The following is a 16,639-nucleotide window of genomic DNA, read 5'->3' as shown; positions in this document are numbered from 1 at the left end:
CCTGGCCGGGCAGGCCGCCGAGGCCCTCGGCGAGGGCGCGGCCGAGCAGCTCGCCGAGGACCCCTGGCGGCTCCTCGCCGTCCCCGGGGTGCGCCCGACGCAGGCGGACGGCTTCGCGCAGGCCCTGCTGGGCCCCGCGGCGGGCCCCGCCGACGAGCGGCGCGGGGCCGCGGTGCTCGGCTGGCTGCTGGACCAGGCCGCCGTCAAGGGGCACACCGCCTTGGAGGCCCCGGTCCTGGAGAAGGCCCTGGCCCAGTACGGGGTGCCGGCCCCGGCCGAGACGCTGGAGACGGCCATCGGCGACGGCGCGGTGCTGGTGTTCCACGAGCCGCTGGGGCCGCCCGCCGGTGAGGACGAGGAACAGCCCGTGCGCATCCTCGTGGGCCTGGAGGAACACGCCCTGGCCGAGGAGGCGCTCGCGGACGGCCTGGCCCGGCTGGCGGGCACCTTCGGCGGCCCCGCGGACTGGTCGGCGGCCGCCACCGGCCCCGCCGCCGAACTGGTCCGGGCCGTCGCGGCCCACGGCCTGGTCACCCACACCGGCGGCGAGGCCGCGCGGGCCGAGCCCGCGGCCCTGCTGGCGGCCGCGAGGCAGCTTGGGCTGCGGGCCTGTCTGGCGGCGCACGCCCCCGCCGCCGCGGGCGCCGAGGCCGTCACGGTGGCCGGTCTGCTCGCCGGGACGGAGGGCCCCGGCCGGGACGCCGACGGCCGCTTCGACCTGGACCTGCTCATCGTCCTCGACGCGCCCCAGCTGGACGTCGGCACGGCGGCCGCCCTGGTGGAGTCCGTGCCCGACGGGGCGCGCCTGGTGCTCTCCGGCGACCCCGGGGTGCTCGGGTCGGCCGGGCCCGGGCGGGTGTTCGCCGACGTGCTGGCGGCGCGCGCCTTCCCCCAGGTGGTGTCCCGCACCCCGGACCCGGGCCCGATCGGCGAGCTGGTCTCGGGAGTCGGCATCGGGGAGCTGAACCGGGTCGACGCCCCCGGCAAGGAGGTCGTCATCGTCCCCGTCCGGGACGCCGGCGAGGCCGTGCACCGCACCGTCCAGCTGGTGGCCGAGTCGGTGCCCCGCGCCTTCGGGATCCCGGCGGAGGCCGTGCAGGTCATCACCCCGGGCCACGGCGGCTCGGCGGGGACCCGCGCGCTGAACGCCGCCCTCAAGGAGCGGCTGAACCCCGGGCCCGGCCGGTTCGGCGGCTTCGACCCCGGCGACCGGGTGGTCCACGTGCCCTCGCCGGGACGGGCGCTGCCGGCCCGGGTGGTGTCGGCCGACGCGCAGGGGCTGCACCTGGACGCGGGGGGCGCGCGGGTCGTCGTACCGCAGGAGCGGGTGGAGGCGCAGGTCCGGCACGGCTGGGCGGTGACCGCGCACCAGGCCGTGGGCGCGCGCTGGCCGGCGGTGGTCGTCGTACTGCCCGGGGACGCGGCCGAGGCGCTGTCCCGGGACTGGGTGTACACGGCTTTCGGGCGGGCCGAGCGGCACCTGTCCGTGGTCCACGGGGTGGACGAGGCGCTGCCGCGGGCGGTAGCGCAGGGGCTGCCGAAGCCGCGTACGACCCGGCTGACGGGCCTGCTGCGGGCCCTCACGGCCGCCCAGGAGGAGCAGCAGCCGTAACGGCCGGTCGCCCGCGTGCCCCCGCCCGGCGACGGGCGGGGGCACGCGGGTGCGGGAACTCTCAGGCCGGGGTCAGCCCGGATTCGGGGGCGCTCTCCTGGCCGTCGGCGCCGGCCGCGGCCTCGAAGCCCTCCTCGTCCCCGTCCTCGTCCTCGTCCTCGAAACCGGGCTCCTCGTCGAAGACGGAGCTCACGTCGAACCGGTGCAGCACGTCCTGCGGGTCGGTCTGCTGGAACGGGGAGTCGAGCCAGTCCCCCGGTTCGGCGACTTCCTCCAGGGCGGCGACCCAGAGCGTGGAGTCCCCTTCCTCCAAGCCGAACTCCTTGTAGCGGGAGGCGATCTCGTCGGGCTCGTACTCACCGAAGAGCACGCCCAGCGCACCGGCGGTACCGCCGTCGTCGAGGAGCTCGGCGTCCTGGTCGTGCGCGGCGACGCGCTCGGCCTGGGCGATCAGCCGTGCCGGTTCGACCACGGCGTAGTCGCGGCGGATCAGCACGCTGAAAGCGGCGGGTTCGGCGGGGCCGGTGAACGGGGCACCGGTCTCGGGCGCGGGGATCTCGAAGGGGGTGACCTCGTCGTAGCGGTCGTAGAGGAGTTCGTCGTACTCCTCGGCCGCGGCGGCGAGTTCGTTGAAGGCGGCGTAGACGGCTGGATCCTCGTCCCCGATCCTGCCCTCGACCGCGGCGAGGTGACGGTCGAGTGCGGTCTTGACCGCCTCGGCGGCGGCGCGTACCTCGGCAACAGTGGGCAGAGCGGCATCAGACATAGTGCAGACGCTATCCGTAGGGGGCCGGTGCCCGCACAATAGATGCGATGCCGGAATACGAATTCGTCGACGTGTACGTGCCTCGCGGGACGCCCCGCAAGGAGGCGACCCGCCTGCTGACCGATCATGCGGAATACGGGAACTGGGAGCTGGAGCGCCTGACCCTGCACCGGGACGGCAGCCGCCGCGTGCGGTTGCGCCGCCGGATCATCCGCCAGGTCCGCGCGACCTGGTGACGCGGGCCCCGCTGCCGGGGCCCGCGTCGTGAGTGCCCGTCAGGCGGCGTTGCGGGCGCGCCGGTAGAGCACGGCGCCGGCCAGCAGCAGGCCGCCGGCGAGCGGCACGCCGGCGGTCAGGGCGTCGCCCGAGCCGGTGGCGGCGAGCTGGGCGTGGTGGCCGGCCGGGGCGGCGGGCTCGGCCGGGGTGACCGGGCCGGTGGGGGTGCCGGGCGAGGCCGGGGTGCCCGGGTTCGCGGGGGTGTGTCCGGCCGGGGTGCCGGGGTTGCCCGGCGTCTGACCGCCCGGCGTACCGGGGTGCCCGGGCTCGTCCTCGTCGCACGGCTCGTCGTCCCCGCCGCCCGGGTGGCCGGGGTGCCCCGGGTGGCCGGGGTGCCCGGGCTCTCCCGGATTCCCGGGGTGACCGGGGTGGCCCGGGTGGTCCGGGTGCTCCGGATGTCCGGGGTGGCCCGGGTGCTCCGGGTGGCCGGGGTGCTCCGGGTGGCCGGACTGACCCGGGTACCGCGGGTTGCCCGACTGGTTTGCGCAGCGGTTCCCGAAGGCCGGGTTCAGCGCCCCCACCACGTTCACCGTGTTGCCGCAGACGTTCACCGGTGTGTCCACCGGCGCCTGCACGTTGTTCCCGGACAGCAGGCCCGGAGAGTTCGAGGCGTGCCCGGACGCCCCCGAGTCCGCCTGGGCCTGACCGCCGGCGAACGCGAGGACACCTCCCGCGGCCGCCATGGTGATCAGCGTCTTCCTCGTGACCTGGACCGGTCGTCGCATCTGTACTCGTCCCCTGGTGTGTACGTACCGTTCGGCACGCAGGCCGTACGGGCTCCCCCGCCCGCCGCGCCGAATGTGAGCGGCCGGGCCGGAAAAGCCCGGCGGCCCCGGAGCGCTGGCAGCGCCCCGGGGCCAGAACTTCAGATGCGTCAGGCGTTGACGCAGGTGTTGCCGAAGGCCGGGTTCAGCAGCGCGATCACGTTGACGGTGTTGCCGCAGACGTTGACCGGGATGTGGATCGGGACCTGGACGACGTTGCCGGACAGGACACCGGGGGAGCCGACGGCCGCAGCCTGGGCACCCGCGTCGGCGACAGCCAGACCCGCACCCGCGAGCACCAGACCACCAGTGGCAGCCGCAGCGGCAGCAACCTTCTTGAGCATTGTTCCTCCTAGTAGGCAAGTGCGGTCCCAGCCGCGGACCGCATCACCTGTAACGAGGAGGACTCACCGGGGCTACGAGCGTATGAGCGCATTCACTCTTCTCAGTGGAATGCGCACACCTTCCCGAATCTGCGGCGTTATCGGGCGTCAGGCACCAGGCCGCACGCGTCGCGCGTCACGCGTTGTCGAGGAACCGGTCGAGGACGCGGACGCCGAACTTCAGGCCGTCCACCGGCACCCGCTCGTCCACGCCGTGGAACATGCCGGCGAAGTCCAGCTCCGGCGGCAGCTGGAGCGGCGCGAAGCCGAAGCAGCGGATGCCGAGGTCGTCGAAGGACTTGGCGTCCGTCCCACCGGAGAGCATGTACGGGACCGCCCGCGCGATCGGGTCCTCGGCCTTCAGGGCGCCCTGCATGGCGTCCACGAGCCGCCCGTCGAAGTCCGTCTCCAGCGCCTTGTCGGCGTGCACGTCCTCGCGCTTGACGCGCGGGCCGAGGATCCGGTCGAGGTCGGCGAAGAACTCGTCCTCGTAGCCCGGCAGGAAGCGCCCGTCGACGTGCGCGGTGGCCTGGCCGGGGATGACGTTGACCTTGTAGCCGGCGCCGAGCATCGTCGGGGCGGCGGAGTTGCGCAGGGTCGCGCCGACCATCTTGGCGATCCCGCCGAGCTTGGCGAGGGTGGCGTCCATGTTCTCCGGGTCGAGCGGGGTTCCGAGCGCGTCCGAGAGTTCGTCGAGGAAGGATCGAACGGTCTTCGTCACGCGCACCGGCCACTGGTGGCGGCCGAGGCGCCCGACGGCCTCGCACAGCTCGGTGATGGCGTTGTCGTTGTTGGTCATGGAGCCGTGGCCCGCGGTGCCCTCGACCGTGAGCCGCATCCAGTGCATGCCCTTCTGGGCCGTCTCCACCAGGTAGAGGCGCAGGTTCTCGTTCACGGTGAAGGAGAAGCCGCCCACTTCGCCGATGGCCTCGGTGACGCCCTCGAAGAGGTGGGGGTGCTTGTCCACGAGGTGCCGGGCGCCGTACGTGCCGCCCGCCTCCTCGTCCGCGAGGAAGGCCAGCACGATGTCCCGGGGAGGCTTGCGCCCGCTGCGCATGCGGTCGCGCACGACGGCCAGCGTCATCGCGTCCATGTCCTTCATGTCGACCGCGCCGCGGCCCCACACGCAGCCGTCGGCGATCTCGCCCGAGAAGGGGTCGTAGGTCCAGTCGGCGGCGTTGGCGGGCACCACGTCGGTGTGCCCGTGGATCAGCAGGGCCGGCCGTGAGGGGTCCTCCCCCTCGATCCGGGCCACGGTCGAGGCGCGCCCCTTGTGCGATTCGAAGATCTGCGGCTCCAGCCCGACCTCGGCCAGCTTCTCGGCGACCCACTCGGCCGCCTTGCGCTCGCCGGGGCCCGAGTGGTCCCCGTAGTTGCTGGTGTCGATCCGGATGAGGTCCCGGCAGAGGTCGACGACCTCGTCCTCGCCGGAGACGGCCTTGCCCGCGCCCGTTGCGCTCACGCTGTTCCTCCCACTGATCAGTACCGGCTACCGCCCCCATCCTCCCGCCCCGGGCCCGTCCGCCCAAGGGCGTTCCGGGCCCGCCGGGGGGTGTGATCGAGGACCCCCGGCGGTTTGGTAATGTTTTCCATGTCGCAACGGCCCGCGAGGGACGTGAGGCGCACACCCGGTCCGGGTGGCGGAATGGCAGACGCGCTAGCTTGAGGTGCTAGTGCCCTTTATCGGGCGTGGGGGTTCAAGTCCCCCCTCGGACACATGTGAGAAGGACCCCGCTGAGGCGGGGTCCTTCTTCGTTTCGCCCCGGTGGCGGCCGGAAACGGGCCGCGTAGGGGCCGGCGAGGGCGGGGACGAGCCGCCCCGGAATGTTTGGTAATGTTTTCCACGTCGCAACGGCCCGCGAGGGACGTGAGGCGCACACCCGGTCCGGGTGGCGGAATGGCAGACGCGCTAGCTTGAGGTGCTAGTGCCCTTTATCGGGCGTGGGGGTTCAAGTCCCCCCTCGGACACATGTGAGAAGGACCCCGCTGAGGCGGGGTCCTTCTTCGTTTCGCCCCACACACGGGAGAGGCCCCCGGGCCGGGATGCGGGATCCCGGCCCGGGGGCCTCTCGCGTACGGGCCGGTCAGCCGTTGGCGGCGGCCAGTTCGGCGACGCGGCGGCGGACCAGGAACCAGCCGCCGACGAGTGCGGCGGCGATGCCCGGGAGGAACATGACCGTGGTGCGGCCGACGCCGCCGTCGCTCCACATCAGGACCAGGACCGCAGCCAGGAAGACCAGGGTGACGATCTGGGTGTAGGGGGCCCAGGGAAGGCGGTAGGCCGGGCGGTCGAGCTCGCCGTTCTTCGCGCGGCGCCAGAAGAGCAGCGAGCAGAGCATGACCATGGCCCAGGTGCCGAGGATGCCGATGGAGGCGAGGTTGAGGACGATCTCGAAGGCCTCGCCGGGCATCCAGTAGTTCAGGCCGACGCCCGCGACGCCGAAGGCGGCGGTGAAGAGGACGCCGCCGTAGGGGACCTTGCCCTTGTTCATGACGCCGGTGAACTTGGGGGCGGAGCCGGACATGGCCATCGAGCGCAGGATCCGGCCGGTGGAGTAGAGGCCGGAGTTCAGGCTGGACAGGGCGGCGGTCAGGACGACCAGGTTCATGATGCCGGCGGCACCGGGGACGCCGAGCTTGTCGAACACGGTGACGAAGGGGCTCTGGTCGGCCGAGTACGCGGTGTACGGGAGCAGGAGGGCCAGCAGGACCACGGAGCCGACGTAGAAGAGGCCCACGCGCCACATGATCGAGTTGATCGCCTTCGGCATGATCTTCTCGGGGTTCTCGGTCTCGCCGGCGGCGACGCCGCAGAGCTCGACGGAGGCGTACGCGAAGACCACGCCCTGGACGACGAGGAGCATCGGCAGGACGCCGGAGGGGAAGAGGCCGCCGTTGTCGGTGATGTTGGCCAGGCCGGGGGTGTTGCCGCCGATGTCGTGGCTGGTGGCGACGAGGTAGATGCCGACGATCAGGAAGACGACCAGGGCGGCGACCTTGACCAGGGAGAACCAGAACTCCATCTCGCCGAAGTACTTCACCGAGATCAGGTTCGCGGTGAGGACGACGGCGAGCGCGATGAAGGCGAGCACCCACTGGGGGACGTCGGTGAACATCGACCAGAAGTGCGCGTAGGTCGCGGCGGCGGTGATGTCGGCCACGGTGGTGGTGGACCAGTTGAGGAAGTAGAGCCAGCCCGCCGTGTAGGCGCCCTTCTCCCCCATGAACTCGCGCGCGTACGAGACGAACGCGCCCGAGGAGGGGCGGTAGAGGACGAGCTCGCCGAGCGCCCGGACCACGAAGAAGGCGAAGACGCCGCACACGGCGTAGGCGATGGCCAGGGAGGGGCCGGCGCCGGCGAGGCGGCCTCCGGCGCCGAGGAACAGGCCGGTGCCTATCGCCCCGCCGATGGCGATCATGTTGATGTGGCGGGACTTGAGGTCCTTGCTGTAGCCCTCGTCACCGGCGTCGACAGGGCGGGGGGACGCCGTGGCGGCGGGCTCGGTCAAGGTGCGATCGCTCATGCGGAACTTCGCCTTCGTGGGGTCGGACAGGCAGGCCGGGCCGGGCGCGGGAGAGCTGGGTGGGGTCCCCGTGCTGCGGTTCCGGTGATTTTGTCGCCCCAGGAGACCATGAGCTCCGGCTACCCGCCAAAATCGGCCTCATACGCGCGGAAGCCCCCGGCGACCTTGGAAACGGTCTCCGGGGGCTCCCCACGGGTACGAATGCGAGGCCCGGGGCCTCAGGGACGCGGGGTGGCCTCCGCGGCCTGGTCCAGCCGGAAGGCCTCGTTGCCCAGGCCGATGCGGGCGTGGACCTCGGGGCGGCGTGATTTGAGCAGCAGCCCGTGGACCAGTCCGCCCAGTGCGGCGACGGCGATGATCGCGGGCAGGGCCCAGCTCAGCGCGGACCCCTCCTCGGCGCCGACCAGCAGGGCGAAGTCCTTGACGGTGTAGACGGCGATGCCGACGAGGGCGAGCCCGGCCAGGCCCGCGGCGGCCAGCCGGCGGACCTGGGCGGCGGCGGTGCCCCGGCGGACGAAGAAGGCGATGACGGCGAAGGAGGCCGCGGCCATCAGGGTGGTCACGCCGAGGGCGCCGACGCTGCCCATCCAGGTGAACAGGTGCAGCACGGGGGCGGTGGGGTCGCCGGTCGGCATCGAGTCCGTGACGGCGAAGAGGAGGACGACCACGGCGGCGACGACGGTCTGCAGGAGGGATCCGGTGGCGGGGGCGCCGGTGCCCGGGTTGGTGCGGCCGAAGCGGGCGGGCAGCAGGCCCTCGCGGCCCATGGCGAAGGCGTAGCGGGCGACGACGTTGTGGAAGCTGAGCATGGCCGCGAACATGCCGGTGACGAAGAGCACGTGCAGGACGTCGGTGAAGGTGGCGCCGAGGCGGCTCTGGGTGAGCTCGAAGAGCAGGCCGGGTCCGGCCTCGGCGGAGGCCTTGGTGATCGCGGCGGGTCCGGTGGCGACCGAGAGGGCCCAGGCGCTGAGGGCGAAGAAGACGGCGACGAAGCCGATGGCGAGGAACATCACCCGGGAGACGACGAGGTGCGGCTTGCTGGTCTCCTCGGCGTAGACCGGGGACTGCTCGAAGCCGACGAAGGCGGCGATGCAGAAGCACAGTGCGGTGCCGAGGCCGGCTCCGCCGAGGGTGGAGGGGTCGAAGGCCTCCAGGGAGAGGCCTTCGGGGCCGGGCTTGCCGAGGGCGGCAAGGTCGAAGACGACGACGAGGGCGCACTCGATGAGGAGCAGGACCCCGAGCACCTTCGCGTTGAGGTCGATCTTGAGCCAGCCGAGGGCGCCGGTCGCGGCGACCGCGAGCAGGGCCGGGATCCACCAGGCGAGCCGGACGTCGAGGTAGGTCGCGAAGAGGCCGGATATCTCGAAGCCGAGGATGCCGTAGACGCCGACCTGCATGGCGCTGTAGGCGACGAGGGCGACGAGGGAGGCGGCCGCGCCGGCGGTGGGCCCGAGGCCGCGGGCGATGTAGGCGTAGAAGGCGCCGGCGTTGTGGACGTGCCGGCTCATCTCGGCGTAGCCGACGCCGAACAGGGCGAGGACGACGCCGAGGATGACGAAGAGCAGCGGCTGGCCGACGATGCCCATGACCCCGAAGATCGTGGGCATGACACCTGCGACGACCATCAGGGGCGCGCTGGCGGCGAGGACGGAGAGCAGCAGTCCGGCGGTGCCGAGCCGGTCGGCACGCAGGGCGCGGTCCTGGCCCTTGTACGTGCGGATCTCGGCCGCGGAGTCGGCTGGGAGCGTGGTGGATCTGCCCGTCGGCATGGCAGGGTCCTTTCGGGGGTGACTGGTCAAGCGGTGCCGAGCGCGGTGCTGCGCGCGGCGAGGAAGGCCTTGTGCGGATCGCGGTCCGGGTAGGACCAGGGCGCGCGGGTGGCGTGGCTTCCGATGCGGTGGAAGAGGGCGGCCGCTTCGGCGGGGCGGCCCTCGCAGAGCTTGGCGTGGGCGAGGAAGTTGAGGTCGACCCGGTTGCGGGGGTGGTCCTCGCGCTCCCATTCCAGCCACCAGTCGAAGGCGGACCGCAGGACCTGGCGGGCGCGGCGGCCGGTCCAGTGCTCGGCGGCGGCCTCGCCGGTGGCGCTGCCGCGGGCGGCGGCGAGGACCCGGAACCGCTCGGCGTGGGCGATCACGGGCAGCACGGCGAGCGGGGAGTCGGCCGGGGACTCCTCGGCGGCCCAGGCGGCGAAGTCGTAGACCTCGTGGAGCGGGTCGTGGCCGGAGGCGGGGGCGCGTTCGGCGAGCTTGGCGACCATGAGGTGGTGGGCGTGGTGGTGCTCGCGGTGGCGGGCCCGGACCTGGTCGAAGTGGCGGCTGAACTCCTCCTCGGTGCCGAAGGCGCGGGCGAGCATGAGGAGGCCGAGCCAGGGGGTGGGGTCGGCGGGGAGCAGCGCGGCGGCGCGGCGGCAGGCCTCCTCGGCGGCCTCGGGGGTGCCCTTGCGGCGCAGGGCGGTGAAGACGGAGGCGCAGGCGAGGAGGGTCGCGGCGTCGGCGCTGTCGGGTTCGGCGAGCAGCCACTCGCCGGCCCAGGCGGTCGCGGCCGGGGTCTCGGCGAGGACGACGACGCGGTGGCCGCGGCGGTCCCAGTCGTCGCCGGTGGCGACGAGGAGGGTGCGGGCCTTGGCCCAACGGCCCTGGGTGAACTGGCTCCGTACGCCGACGAGCTCGGTGTCGCACAGGGCCGGGTCGAAGAGCTGGGCGTCCCGCTTGCGGGCGCGGCCGAGGGGCGGCGGAGGCGGGGACATCCGCGGGTTCCCTCCAGGACGCGGGCGCGGGTGGACTCCGTACGCGGGAGCGCGCACGGCGGTACGGTGTGGCAGGTGGTGCGGGTGGTACACGGGGAGTGCCGACGGCGCGGCTTGATCATGCCGGTGAGCGATCCGGATGATCACACACAGCAAACCGGTAGGCACAGCTCCGAGTCAAGGTCCGGTCCAGCGGGTGGCGCGATTCAACTGGTGATCTAAAGGGGCGAGTTGGGACGCATGCGACGCTTCGAAATTCGGGTGTGACCTGCGGGAACGGTTCGTAGGGTGGTTCCATGACGAGCCGTGACGATCTGCCGCCCTTCGAGCTGGGCTTCCCGGGAGAACTGCGCGACCGGCTGGTGGCCGCCGTGCTGAGCGGGGCGAAGACCACGACGACGGCCCTGCTCAAGGCGTACGAGGCCGAGGGCGAGCCGCTGCCCCGGCCCGGGGAGCGCGCGGTGCTGGTGGACTCCGGCGAGCAGCCCCTGGCCGTCGTGGAGCTCACTGACGTCCGGGTGCTGCGGCTGGCCGAGGTCGATCTGCGGCACGCGCTGGACGAGGGCGAGGGTTTCGCCTCGCTGGCCGAATGGCGCTCCGCGCACGAGCGGTTCTGGCACGGCGAACCGTCGCGCACGGCGCTGGGCGACCCGGCCTTCACGGTGGACGACGACACGCTGGTGGTGGCCGAGCGCTTCCGGGTCCTCTAGACACGACCCGGGGATCCGGCTCCCTCAGGCGACCGCCCCGGCTGCCGCTCGGCCGGCGGCGCGGCCCGAGAAGATGCAGCCGCCCAGGAAGGTGCCCTCCAGGGCGCGGTAGCCGTGGACGCCTCCCCCGCCGAAGCCGGCCGCCTCGCCGGCCGCGTAGACGCCGGGCAGGGGGTCGCCGGTGGGGGTCAGGACGCGGGAGGACAGGTCGGTCTCCAGGCCGCCCAGGGACTTGCGGGTCAGGACGGAGAGCCGGACGGCGATCAGCGGGCCCGCGGCCGGGTCCAGGATGCGGTGCGGGGCGGCCGTGCGGATCAGCTTGTCGCCGAGGTACCTGCGCGCGCCGTGGATGGCCGTCACCTGGAGGTCCTTGGTGAAGGGGTTGGCGATCTCCCGGTCGCGGGCGGTGATCTCGCGCCGGACGGTGGCCTCGTCGAGCAGGGCCTCCCCGGTGAGCTCGTTCATCCTGCGGACCATCGCGGACAGGTCCCGTTCCACGATGAAGTCGGCGCCGTGGTCCATGAAGGCCTTGACCGGGCCGGGGACGGACTGCCGGGCGCGGTTGATCACCTCGCGGACGGACTTCCCCGTCAGGTCGGGGTTCTGCTCGGAGCCGGAGAGGCCGAACTCCTTGCCGATGATGCGCTGGTTGAGGACGAACCAGGTGTGGTCGTGGCCGCTCCGCACGATGTGGTCGAGGGTGCCGAGGGTGTCGAAGCCCGGGAAGAGCGGTACGGGCAGCCGCCTGCCGGTGGCGTCGAGCCACAGCGAGGAGGGGCCGGGCAGGATGCGGATGCCGTGCCGGGCCCAGATCGGGTTCCAGTTCTCGATGCCCTCGGTGTAGTGCCACATCCGGTCCTTGTTGATGTGGCTGGCCCCGGCGGCCTCGGTGATGCCCAGCATCAGGCCGTCCACGTGCGCCGGGACCCCGGAGAGCATCCGCGCCGGCGGGGTGCCGAGGCGGGCCGGCCACTGCGCGCGCACCAGGTCGTGGTTGCCGCCGATGCCCCCGCTGGTGACGATGACCGCCTGGGCCCGCAGGCTGAAGGCGCCGACGGCCTCGCGGCTGCTCGCGGTGCCCCGTACGGCGTCCGAGGGCGCGAGGACCTCACCGGTGGCGGTGTCCACGGCACCCGCGGTGGCCGACAGCCCGGTGACCCGGTGGCGGAACGCGAAGCGGACCAGCCCGCGGGCCGCCCCGGCGCGCACCCGCCGCTCGAAGGGCTCCACCAGGCCGGGGCCGGTACCCCAGGTGATGTGGAAGCGGGGTACCGAATTGCCGTGGCCGTTGGCGTCGTAGCCGCCGCGTTCGGCCCAGCCGACCACGGGGAAGAAGCGCACCCCCCGCGCGTGCAGCCAGGGCCGCTTCTCCCCCGCGGCGAAGTCCACGTACGCCTCGGCCCAGCGGCGCGGCCAGGCGTCCTCCTCGCGGTCGAACCCGGCGGTGCCGAGCCAGTCCTGGAGGGCCAGGTCGCGGCTGTCCTTGATCCGCATGCGGCGCTGCTCGGGCGAGTCCACGAAGAACAGCCCGCCGAACGACCAGTGCGCCTGCCCGCCGAGGGACTGCTCCGGCTCCTGGTCGAGGAGGATCACCTTGCGGCCCGCGTCGACCAGCTCGGCGGTGGCCACGAGACCCGCGAGGCCCGCTCCGATCACGATCACGTCAGCGTCGTACGTCATGCCTGCCGGTCCTCCGGTCGGTCGGTGGTGGGGCAGATCCTTGGCTACGGAGCGGTAACCAGTCAACAGCGGTGGTTGGATGGCTCCGTGGATCCCGCTGAAGAGGTACTGGACGTGGTGGACCGGGACGACCGGGTCGTCGGGCAGGCCCCCCGGGGCGAGGTGTACGCCCGGGGGCTGCTCCACCGGTGCGTGTTCGTCCTGGCCGGGGACGCGCAGGGGCGGGTGTTCGTGCACCGCCGGACCGCGTCGAAGCTGGTCTTCCCCTCGCACTACGACATGTTCGTCGGCGGGGTGCTGGGCGCCGGGGAGGAGTACGCGGACGCCGCGCTGCGGGAGGCCGAGGAGGAGCTGGGGGTGAGCGGGCTGGCCCCGCCGGAGCCGCTGTTCAAGTTCCTCTACGAGGGGCCGGGCGGTGCCTGGTGGTCGTACGTCCACGAGGTGCGGTGCACCCTGCCGGTGGCTCCGCAGGCCTCGGAGGTGGACTGGTACACCTGGCTGCCCGAGGAGGAGCTGGACCGGCGGGTCGCGGGCGGCACGTGGGCGTGGGTGCCGGACGGGCTGGAGGCGTACCGCAGGCTGCGCGCCTTCCGGGAGGGCGGGGCCTGATCCGGCGGGGCACGGCCCGGCGCGCCGGGTGCGCGAGGGGGACGTAGATTGGCCACGTGATCGACTTCGTCAAGGACGTGCGGCTCTGGTTCGCACCGGAGCAGCTGCGGGACGAGGGCGAGACGCCGGACTACCGCTTCTCCCTCGCCAACGAGCGCACCTTCCTGGCCTGGATCCGGACCGCGCTCGCGCTGGTGGGCGGCGGGTTCGCGGTGGACCAGTTCCTGCCGGACCTGCGGTGGGCCGTGCGGGTGGGCATGGCCTTCGCGCTGCTGGCGGTGGGTGCGGCGTGCGCGCTGCGGGCCGTGAACCACTGGGTGCGGTGCGAACGGGCCATGCGGCGGGGCGAGGACCTGCCGCTGTCGCGGTTCCCGGTGGTGCTGAGCCTGGGGGTGGGGGTGGTGGCCGCCGCGATGGTGGTGGTCGTGCTGCTGGGCTGGACGGCCGGGCGGTGAGCCGTCCGGCGGCGGCCGGGCGTGACGCGGGGCTCCAGCCCGAGCGGACGCGGCTGGCGTGGCGGCGTACGACGCTGGCCTGCTCGGTCACCGCGGTCCTGGCGCTGCGGCAGGCGCTGCACGGGACCGGGTCGAGGGTGGAGGTGGCCGCGGCGGCGGTGATCGCCCTGATCTGGGCGGCCTTCCTGTGGGTGGCGCACCGGCGGGTGCGCCGGCTGGCCGGGCCCCGGCCGCCGGCGCTCGCGCCCCGGGTGGCGCTGGGGGTGGTGCTGTGCTCGGTGGGGCTGGCGGTGTTCGCGATGGCGTTGATCGTCTGAGCTGCTCGTCCGATGGTCCGGCTTCCACCGAGCGACTGCGACACCCGGGCGGACACACCGGGTGATACCGGGCGGGCGCACCAGGCCGTCTCTTTCGGATCTTGCCGGTTAAGCCCGCGTCGTCCGGTGCCGTGCATCGCAAGGCGGAGAGGCTCCCGATTACTGGACGTCCTCGGGTGCCTCGACAACGCGGCGAGGTGCGGTGCCGGGCGACGCGGGTCAGGCAAGATCCGGAAGAGACGGCCTGGCCTCTGCGGCATGACCACGCTGCACCAGGAACATCCCACGCACGCCCACGCGCACGGCCCCGCCTGCGGGCACCCGGCGGTCGAGCACGGCGACCACCTCGACTACGCGCATGACGGCCACCTGCACCGGCGGCACGCGGGGCACTGGGACGAGTGCGAGGCCCCGACGCACTCCCCGCACGCGGAGCACGGCCACGAGCACGGCGAGGGCTGCGGGCACGACGCCGTCCCGCACGGCGACCACCTGGACTACCTGCACGACGGCCACCGGCACGCCGAGCACGCGGGCCACTACGACGACCACTGACCCGCCCCGGGTGGTGCTCCCGGTCAGGTGCCGCCCCCGCTCTCCCCGGCCGGGACCCCGGCTGACAGGATGCTGACCGCCTGTCACAGCGACCCGGGGAGAGCGCCCATGACCGTCGATGAGCCGTACGTCGTCCAGCCCGCGGCCGGGGTGTACGCCTACGTCCAGCCCGACGGGGGCTGGTGCCTGAACAACGCCGGCTGGATCAGCGACGGCGGGCGGACCCTGCTCGTCGACACCGCCGCCACCCAGCGGCGGGCGCTGGCCCTGCGCGAGGCGGTCGCGGCGGCCGGCGTGCCGATGCCCCGGACGGTGGTCAACACCCATCACCACGGTGACCACACCTACGGCAACGGCGTCTTCGCGCCCGAGGCCGTCGTCGTCGGGCACGACAACGCGCGCGCCGAGCAGCTCGCCGCCGGGCACCAGCTGGAGCTGATCTGGCCCGGGACCGACTTCGGGGCGATAGAGATCACCGCGCCCGACCTGACGTACAGCGACCGGCTGACCCTGCACGTCGGGGACACGGAGGTGCAGGTCATCCACCCGGGCGTCGCCCACACCACCGGGGACTCCGTCGTGTGGCTGCCCGGCCGGCGGGTGGTGTTCACCGGCGACCTGGTCTTCGCCGGGGGCACGCCGTTCCTCGCGATGGGCTCCCTGGCCGGATCGCTGCGGGCGCTGGAGCTGCTGCGGACGCTGGGCGCGGAGACCGTCGTACCGGGCCACGGGCCGCTGACCGACGCCTCGGCGTACGAGGCCACCGAGCGGTACCTGCGGTACGTGGCCGAACTGGCGCGGGAGGGCCGCGAGAAGGGGCTGACCCCGCTGGAGGCGGCGCGGGGGGCCGAGCTGGGCGAGTTCGCCGGTTGGCGGGAGAGCGAGCGGCTGGTGGCGAACCTGCACCGGGCGTACGCGGAGCTGGCAGGCGAGCCGGAGGGGGCGCCGCTGGACATCATGGCGGTGCTGAGGGACATGACGGTGATGAACGGCGGCACGCCGATCCTGTGCCACGCGTGACGCGTGGGGCGCTTGGGTGACGCGTCACGCGGCCGCTGGTGGTGGCGCGGGGCCTGACGGCGGTGCGTGGCGCGTGACGTGAGGGCTCCGGCCGGAGGAGTTGTTCCGGCCACCCTCTGGACGGCATACCGACTGGTCGGCATGATGGCGGGACCGACCATCCCGTCGTCGACCCGGTACGGAGGCGCACCCCATGACCCCAGCCGATCCCCGAGGCCTCGATCTGGAACGGCTGCGCGGCCATCTCGACGCCGCCCGGCCCGGGCTCGCGGCCGGGCCGCTGAGCGGCCGGCTGATCGAGGGCGGCCGGTCCAACCTCACGTACGCCGTCACCGACGGCAGCACCCGCTGGGTGGTGCGCCGGCCGCCGCTCGGGCACGTCCTGGCCACCGCGCACGACATGCGGCGCGAGCACAGGGTGATCTCGGCCCTGCACGGGACGGCCGTCCCGGTGCCCGGGCCGGTGCTGCTGTGCGAGGACGAGGAGGTGCTGGGGGCGCCGTTCTACGTCATGGAGTACGTGGACGGGGTCCCGTACCGGACGGCCGGGCAGCTCGCGGAGATCGGCCCCGAGCGCACCCGGCGGGCGGTGCTGGGCCTGGTGGACACGCTGGTCGACCTGCACGCGGTGGACCCGGAGGCCGTCGGCCTGGGCGACTTCGGCCGGCCCGAGGGCTTCCTCGACCGCCAGCTGCGCCGCTGGGGCAAGCAGCTCGCGGCCTCCCGGGGGCGGGAGCTCGCCGGGATCGACGAACTGCACGGGGCGCTGGGGCGGGCCCTGCCCCGCTCCCCCGCCCCGACCGTGGTGCACGGGGACTTCCGGCTGGACAACGTCCTGATCGGGGGGCCCGACGACGCGATCCGGGCGGTGCTGGACTGGGAGATGTCCACCCTCGGCGACCCGCTGACGGACCTCGGGCTGCTGGTGATGTACAGCTCGGACCTGGGCCTGCCCGCCTCCCCGGTCAGCACGACGAGCGGGGCGCCGGGCCATCCGGCAGCCGCCGAGCTGATCGAGCGGTACGCCGCCCGCTCGGGACGGGACACCGGGGCGATCGCCTGGTACACGGCCTTCGCCTGGTTCAAGCTCGCGGTGATCCTCGAAGGCATCCACTACCGCTACACGCTCGGCCAGACGGTCGGCGCGGGCTTCGACCGGATCGGCGAGCTGGTCCCGGTCTTCATCGCACACGGACTGACCACCCTCCAGGAAGGCTAGGAG

At 73.5% G+C, this 16,639-nt stretch carries 17 protein-coding genes and 2 tRNA genes; 11 read left to right on the top strand and 8 right to left on the bottom strand.

The window, feature by feature from the left end; genetic code table 11:
* A partial coding sequence (locus tag AB0D45_RS19905) for an ATP-binding domain-containing protein (protein ID WP_362460704.1) occupies positions 1 to 1,612 on the top strand: 1,612 nt, incomplete at its 5' end.
* A 61-nt stretch (positions 1,613 to 1,673) separates the two neighbouring features.
* On the opposite strand, the gene AB0D45_RS19900 is transcribed toward AB0D45_RS19905, so the two are convergent.
* A complete protein-coding gene (locus tag AB0D45_RS19900) occupies positions 1,674 to 2,378 on the bottom strand; it encodes a hypothetical protein (protein ID WP_362460701.1) in 705 nt (234 codons plus the stop codon).
* A gap of 47 nt (positions 2,379 to 2,425) precedes the next feature.
* Here AB0D45_RS19900 and AB0D45_RS19895 point away from each other — a divergent pair, with 47 nt between their 5' ends.
* The gene (locus AB0D45_RS19895; RefSeq protein ID WP_361611335.1) at positions 2,426 to 2,614 is read left to right on the top strand and encodes a DUF5703 family protein; all 189 of its coding nucleotides are present in this window, start codon (positions 2,426 to 2,428) and stop codon (positions 2,612 to 2,614) included.
* A 39-nt stretch (positions 2,615 to 2,653) separates the two neighbouring features.
* Here AB0D45_RS19895 and AB0D45_RS19890 read toward each other — a convergent pair whose 3' ends face one another.
* The 3 genes from AB0D45_RS19890 to AB0D45_RS19880 all read right to left on the bottom strand — a co-directional run bounded on the left by AB0D45_RS19890 (position 2,654) and on the right by AB0D45_RS19880 (position 5,263).
* Entirely contained in the window at positions 2,654 to 3,379 is a 726-nt protein-coding gene (locus tag AB0D45_RS19890) for a chaplin family protein (RefSeq protein ID WP_362460699.1), read from the bottom strand.
* A gap of 149 nt (positions 3,380 to 3,528) precedes the next feature.
* Positions 3,529 to 3,762, bottom strand: coding sequence for a chaplin (locus tag AB0D45_RS19885; RefSeq protein ID WP_361611389.1), 234 nt, complete (start codon positions 3,760 to 3,762; stop codon positions 3,529 to 3,531).
* 175 nt (positions 3,763 to 3,937) lie between these two features.
* A complete protein-coding gene (locus AB0D45_RS19880) occupies positions 3,938 to 5,263 on the bottom strand; it encodes a M20/M25/M40 family metallo-hydrolase (protein WP_361611391.1) in 1,326 nt (441 codons plus the stop codon).
* 169 nt (positions 5,264 to 5,432) lie between these two features.
* Here AB0D45_RS19880 and AB0D45_RS19875 point away from each other — a divergent pair.
* Both AB0D45_RS19875 and AB0D45_RS19870 read left to right on the top strand, forming a co-directional pair.
* A tRNA-Leu gene (locus tag AB0D45_RS19875) sits at positions 5,433 to 5,517 on the top strand.
* A gap of 167 nt (positions 5,518 to 5,684) precedes the next feature.
* Positions 5,685 to 5,769, top strand: a tRNA-Leu gene (locus AB0D45_RS19870).
* Between the two features lie 116 nt (positions 5,770 to 5,885).
* On the opposite strand, the gene AB0D45_RS19865 is transcribed toward AB0D45_RS19870, so the two are convergent.
* From AB0D45_RS19865 to AB0D45_RS19855, 3 genes are all read right to left on the bottom strand, one after another.
* Positions 5,886 to 7,325, bottom strand: a complete 1,440-nt coding sequence (locus AB0D45_RS19865) for an amino acid permease (RefSeq protein ID WP_362460695.1) — start codon at positions 7,323 to 7,325, stop codon at positions 5,886 to 5,888.
* Positions 7,326 to 7,543: 218 nt separating this feature from the next.
* A complete protein-coding gene (locus AB0D45_RS19860; RefSeq protein ID WP_362460692.1) occupies positions 7,544 to 9,094 on the bottom strand; it encodes an APC family permease in 1,551 nt (516 codons plus the stop codon).
* Positions 9,095 to 9,120: 26 nt separating this feature from the next.
* Positions 9,121 to 10,071, bottom strand: coding sequence for a hypothetical protein (locus AB0D45_RS19855; protein WP_362460690.1), 951 nt, complete (start codon positions 10,069 to 10,071; stop codon positions 9,121 to 9,123).
* A gap of 296 nt (positions 10,072 to 10,367) precedes the next feature.
* Between AB0D45_RS19855 and AB0D45_RS19850 the strand changes: the two genes are divergently transcribed.
* Complete coding sequence (locus tag AB0D45_RS19850) at positions 10,368 to 10,781, top strand: ASCH domain-containing protein (RefSeq protein ID WP_362460687.1); 414 nt, start codon at positions 10,368 to 10,370, stop codon at positions 10,779 to 10,781.
* Positions 10,782 to 10,805: 24 nt separating this feature from the next.
* Here AB0D45_RS19850 and AB0D45_RS19845 read toward each other — a convergent pair whose 3' ends face one another.
* Complete coding sequence (locus tag AB0D45_RS19845; protein ID WP_362460684.1) at positions 10,806 to 12,461, bottom strand: FAD-binding dehydrogenase; 1,656 nt, start codon at positions 12,459 to 12,461, stop codon at positions 10,806 to 10,808.
* Between the two features lie 87 nt (positions 12,462 to 12,548).
* Here AB0D45_RS19845 and AB0D45_RS19840 point away from each other — a divergent pair, with 87 nt between their 5' ends.
* From AB0D45_RS19840 to AB0D45_RS19815, 6 genes are all read left to right on the top strand, one after another.
* A complete protein-coding gene (locus AB0D45_RS19840; RefSeq protein ID WP_362460681.1) occupies positions 12,549 to 13,070 on the top strand; it encodes an NUDIX domain-containing protein in 522 nt (173 codons plus the stop codon).
* 56 nt (positions 13,071 to 13,126) lie between these two features.
* Entirely contained in the window at positions 13,127 to 13,525 is a 399-nt protein-coding gene (locus AB0D45_RS19835; protein WP_361600042.1) for a DUF202 domain-containing protein, read from the top strand.
* Complete coding sequence (locus AB0D45_RS19830) at positions 13,522 to 13,842, top strand: DUF202 domain-containing protein (protein ID WP_362460678.1); 321 nt, start codon at positions 13,522 to 13,524, stop codon at positions 13,840 to 13,842. The genes AB0D45_RS19835 and AB0D45_RS19830 overlap by 4 nt, the downstream gene beginning before the upstream one ends.
* Before the next feature lie 258 nt (positions 13,843 to 14,100).
* Positions 14,101 to 14,397 (top strand): hypothetical protein, encoded by a 297-nt coding sequence (locus AB0D45_RS19825; protein WP_362460675.1) that lies wholly within the window; start codon positions 14,101 to 14,103, stop codon positions 14,395 to 14,397.
* A gap of 108 nt (positions 14,398 to 14,505) precedes the next feature.
* The gene (locus tag AB0D45_RS19820; RefSeq protein WP_362460672.1) at positions 14,506 to 15,417 is read left to right on the top strand and encodes an MBL fold metallo-hydrolase; all 912 of its coding nucleotides are present in this window, start codon (positions 14,506 to 14,508) and stop codon (positions 15,415 to 15,417) included.
* Positions 15,418 to 15,610: 193 nt separating this feature from the next.
* Positions 15,611 to 16,636 (top strand): phosphotransferase family protein, encoded by a 1,026-nt coding sequence (locus AB0D45_RS19815; RefSeq protein WP_362460670.1) that lies wholly within the window; start codon positions 15,611 to 15,613, stop codon positions 16,634 to 16,636.
* Positions 16,637 to 16,639 lie beyond the last annotated feature (3 nt).

Source organism: Streptomyces sp. NPDC048352 (genome assembly GCF_040651895.1).
Classification (GTDB): Bacteria; Actinomycetota; Actinomycetes; order Streptomycetales; family Streptomycetaceae; genus Streptomyces.
Note: the sequence above shows the minus strand (reverse complement) of the source record. Positions and strands in the feature narration are given on the sequence as shown.

Bases quoted from the DNA above. Each gene is read 5' to 3' on its own strand.
- AB0D45_RS19855 (WP_362460690.1), bottom strand. From the start codon at position 10,071: ATGTCCCCGCCTCCGCCGCCCCTCGGCCGCGCCCGCAAGCGGGACGCC.
- AB0D45_RS19815 (WP_362460670.1), top strand. From the start codon at position 15,611: ATGACCCCAGCCGATCCCCGAGGCCTCGATCTGGAACGGCTGCGCGGC.
- AB0D45_RS19860 (WP_362460692.1), bottom strand. From the start codon at position 9,094: ATGCCGACGGGCAGATCCACCACGCTCCCAGCCGACTCCGCGGCCGAG.
- AB0D45_RS19885 (WP_361611389.1), bottom strand. From the start codon at position 3,762: ATGCTCAAGAAGGTTGCTGCCGCTGCGGCTGCCACTGGTGGTCTGGTG.
- AB0D45_RS19895 (WP_361611335.1), top strand. From the start codon at position 2,426: ATGCCGGAATACGAATTCGTCGACGTGTACGTGCCTCGCGGGACGCCC.
- AB0D45_RS19850 (WP_362460687.1), top strand. From the start codon at position 10,368: ATGACGAGCCGTGACGATCTGCCGCCCTTCGAGCTGGGCTTCCCGGGA.
- AB0D45_RS19825 (WP_362460675.1), top strand. From the start codon at position 14,101: ATGACCACGCTGCACCAGGAACATCCCACGCACGCCCACGCGCACGGC.
- AB0D45_RS19865 (WP_362460695.1), bottom strand. From the start codon at position 7,325: ATGAGCGATCGCACCTTGACCGAGCCCGCCGCCACGGCGTCCCCCCGC.
- AB0D45_RS19900 (WP_362460701.1), bottom strand. From the start codon at position 2,378: ATGTCTGATGCCGCTCTGCCCACTGTTGCCGAGGTACGCGCCGCCGCC.
- AB0D45_RS19845 (WP_362460684.1), bottom strand. From the start codon at position 12,461: ATGACGTACGACGCTGACGTGATCGTGATCGGAGCGGGCCTCGCGGGT.
- AB0D45_RS19820 (WP_362460672.1), top strand. From the start codon at position 14,506: ATGACCGTCGATGAGCCGTACGTCGTCCAGCCCGCGGCCGGGGTGTAC.
- AB0D45_RS19890 (WP_362460699.1), bottom strand. From the start codon at position 3,379: ATGCGACGACCGGTCCAGGTCACGAGGAAGACGCTGATCACCATGGCG.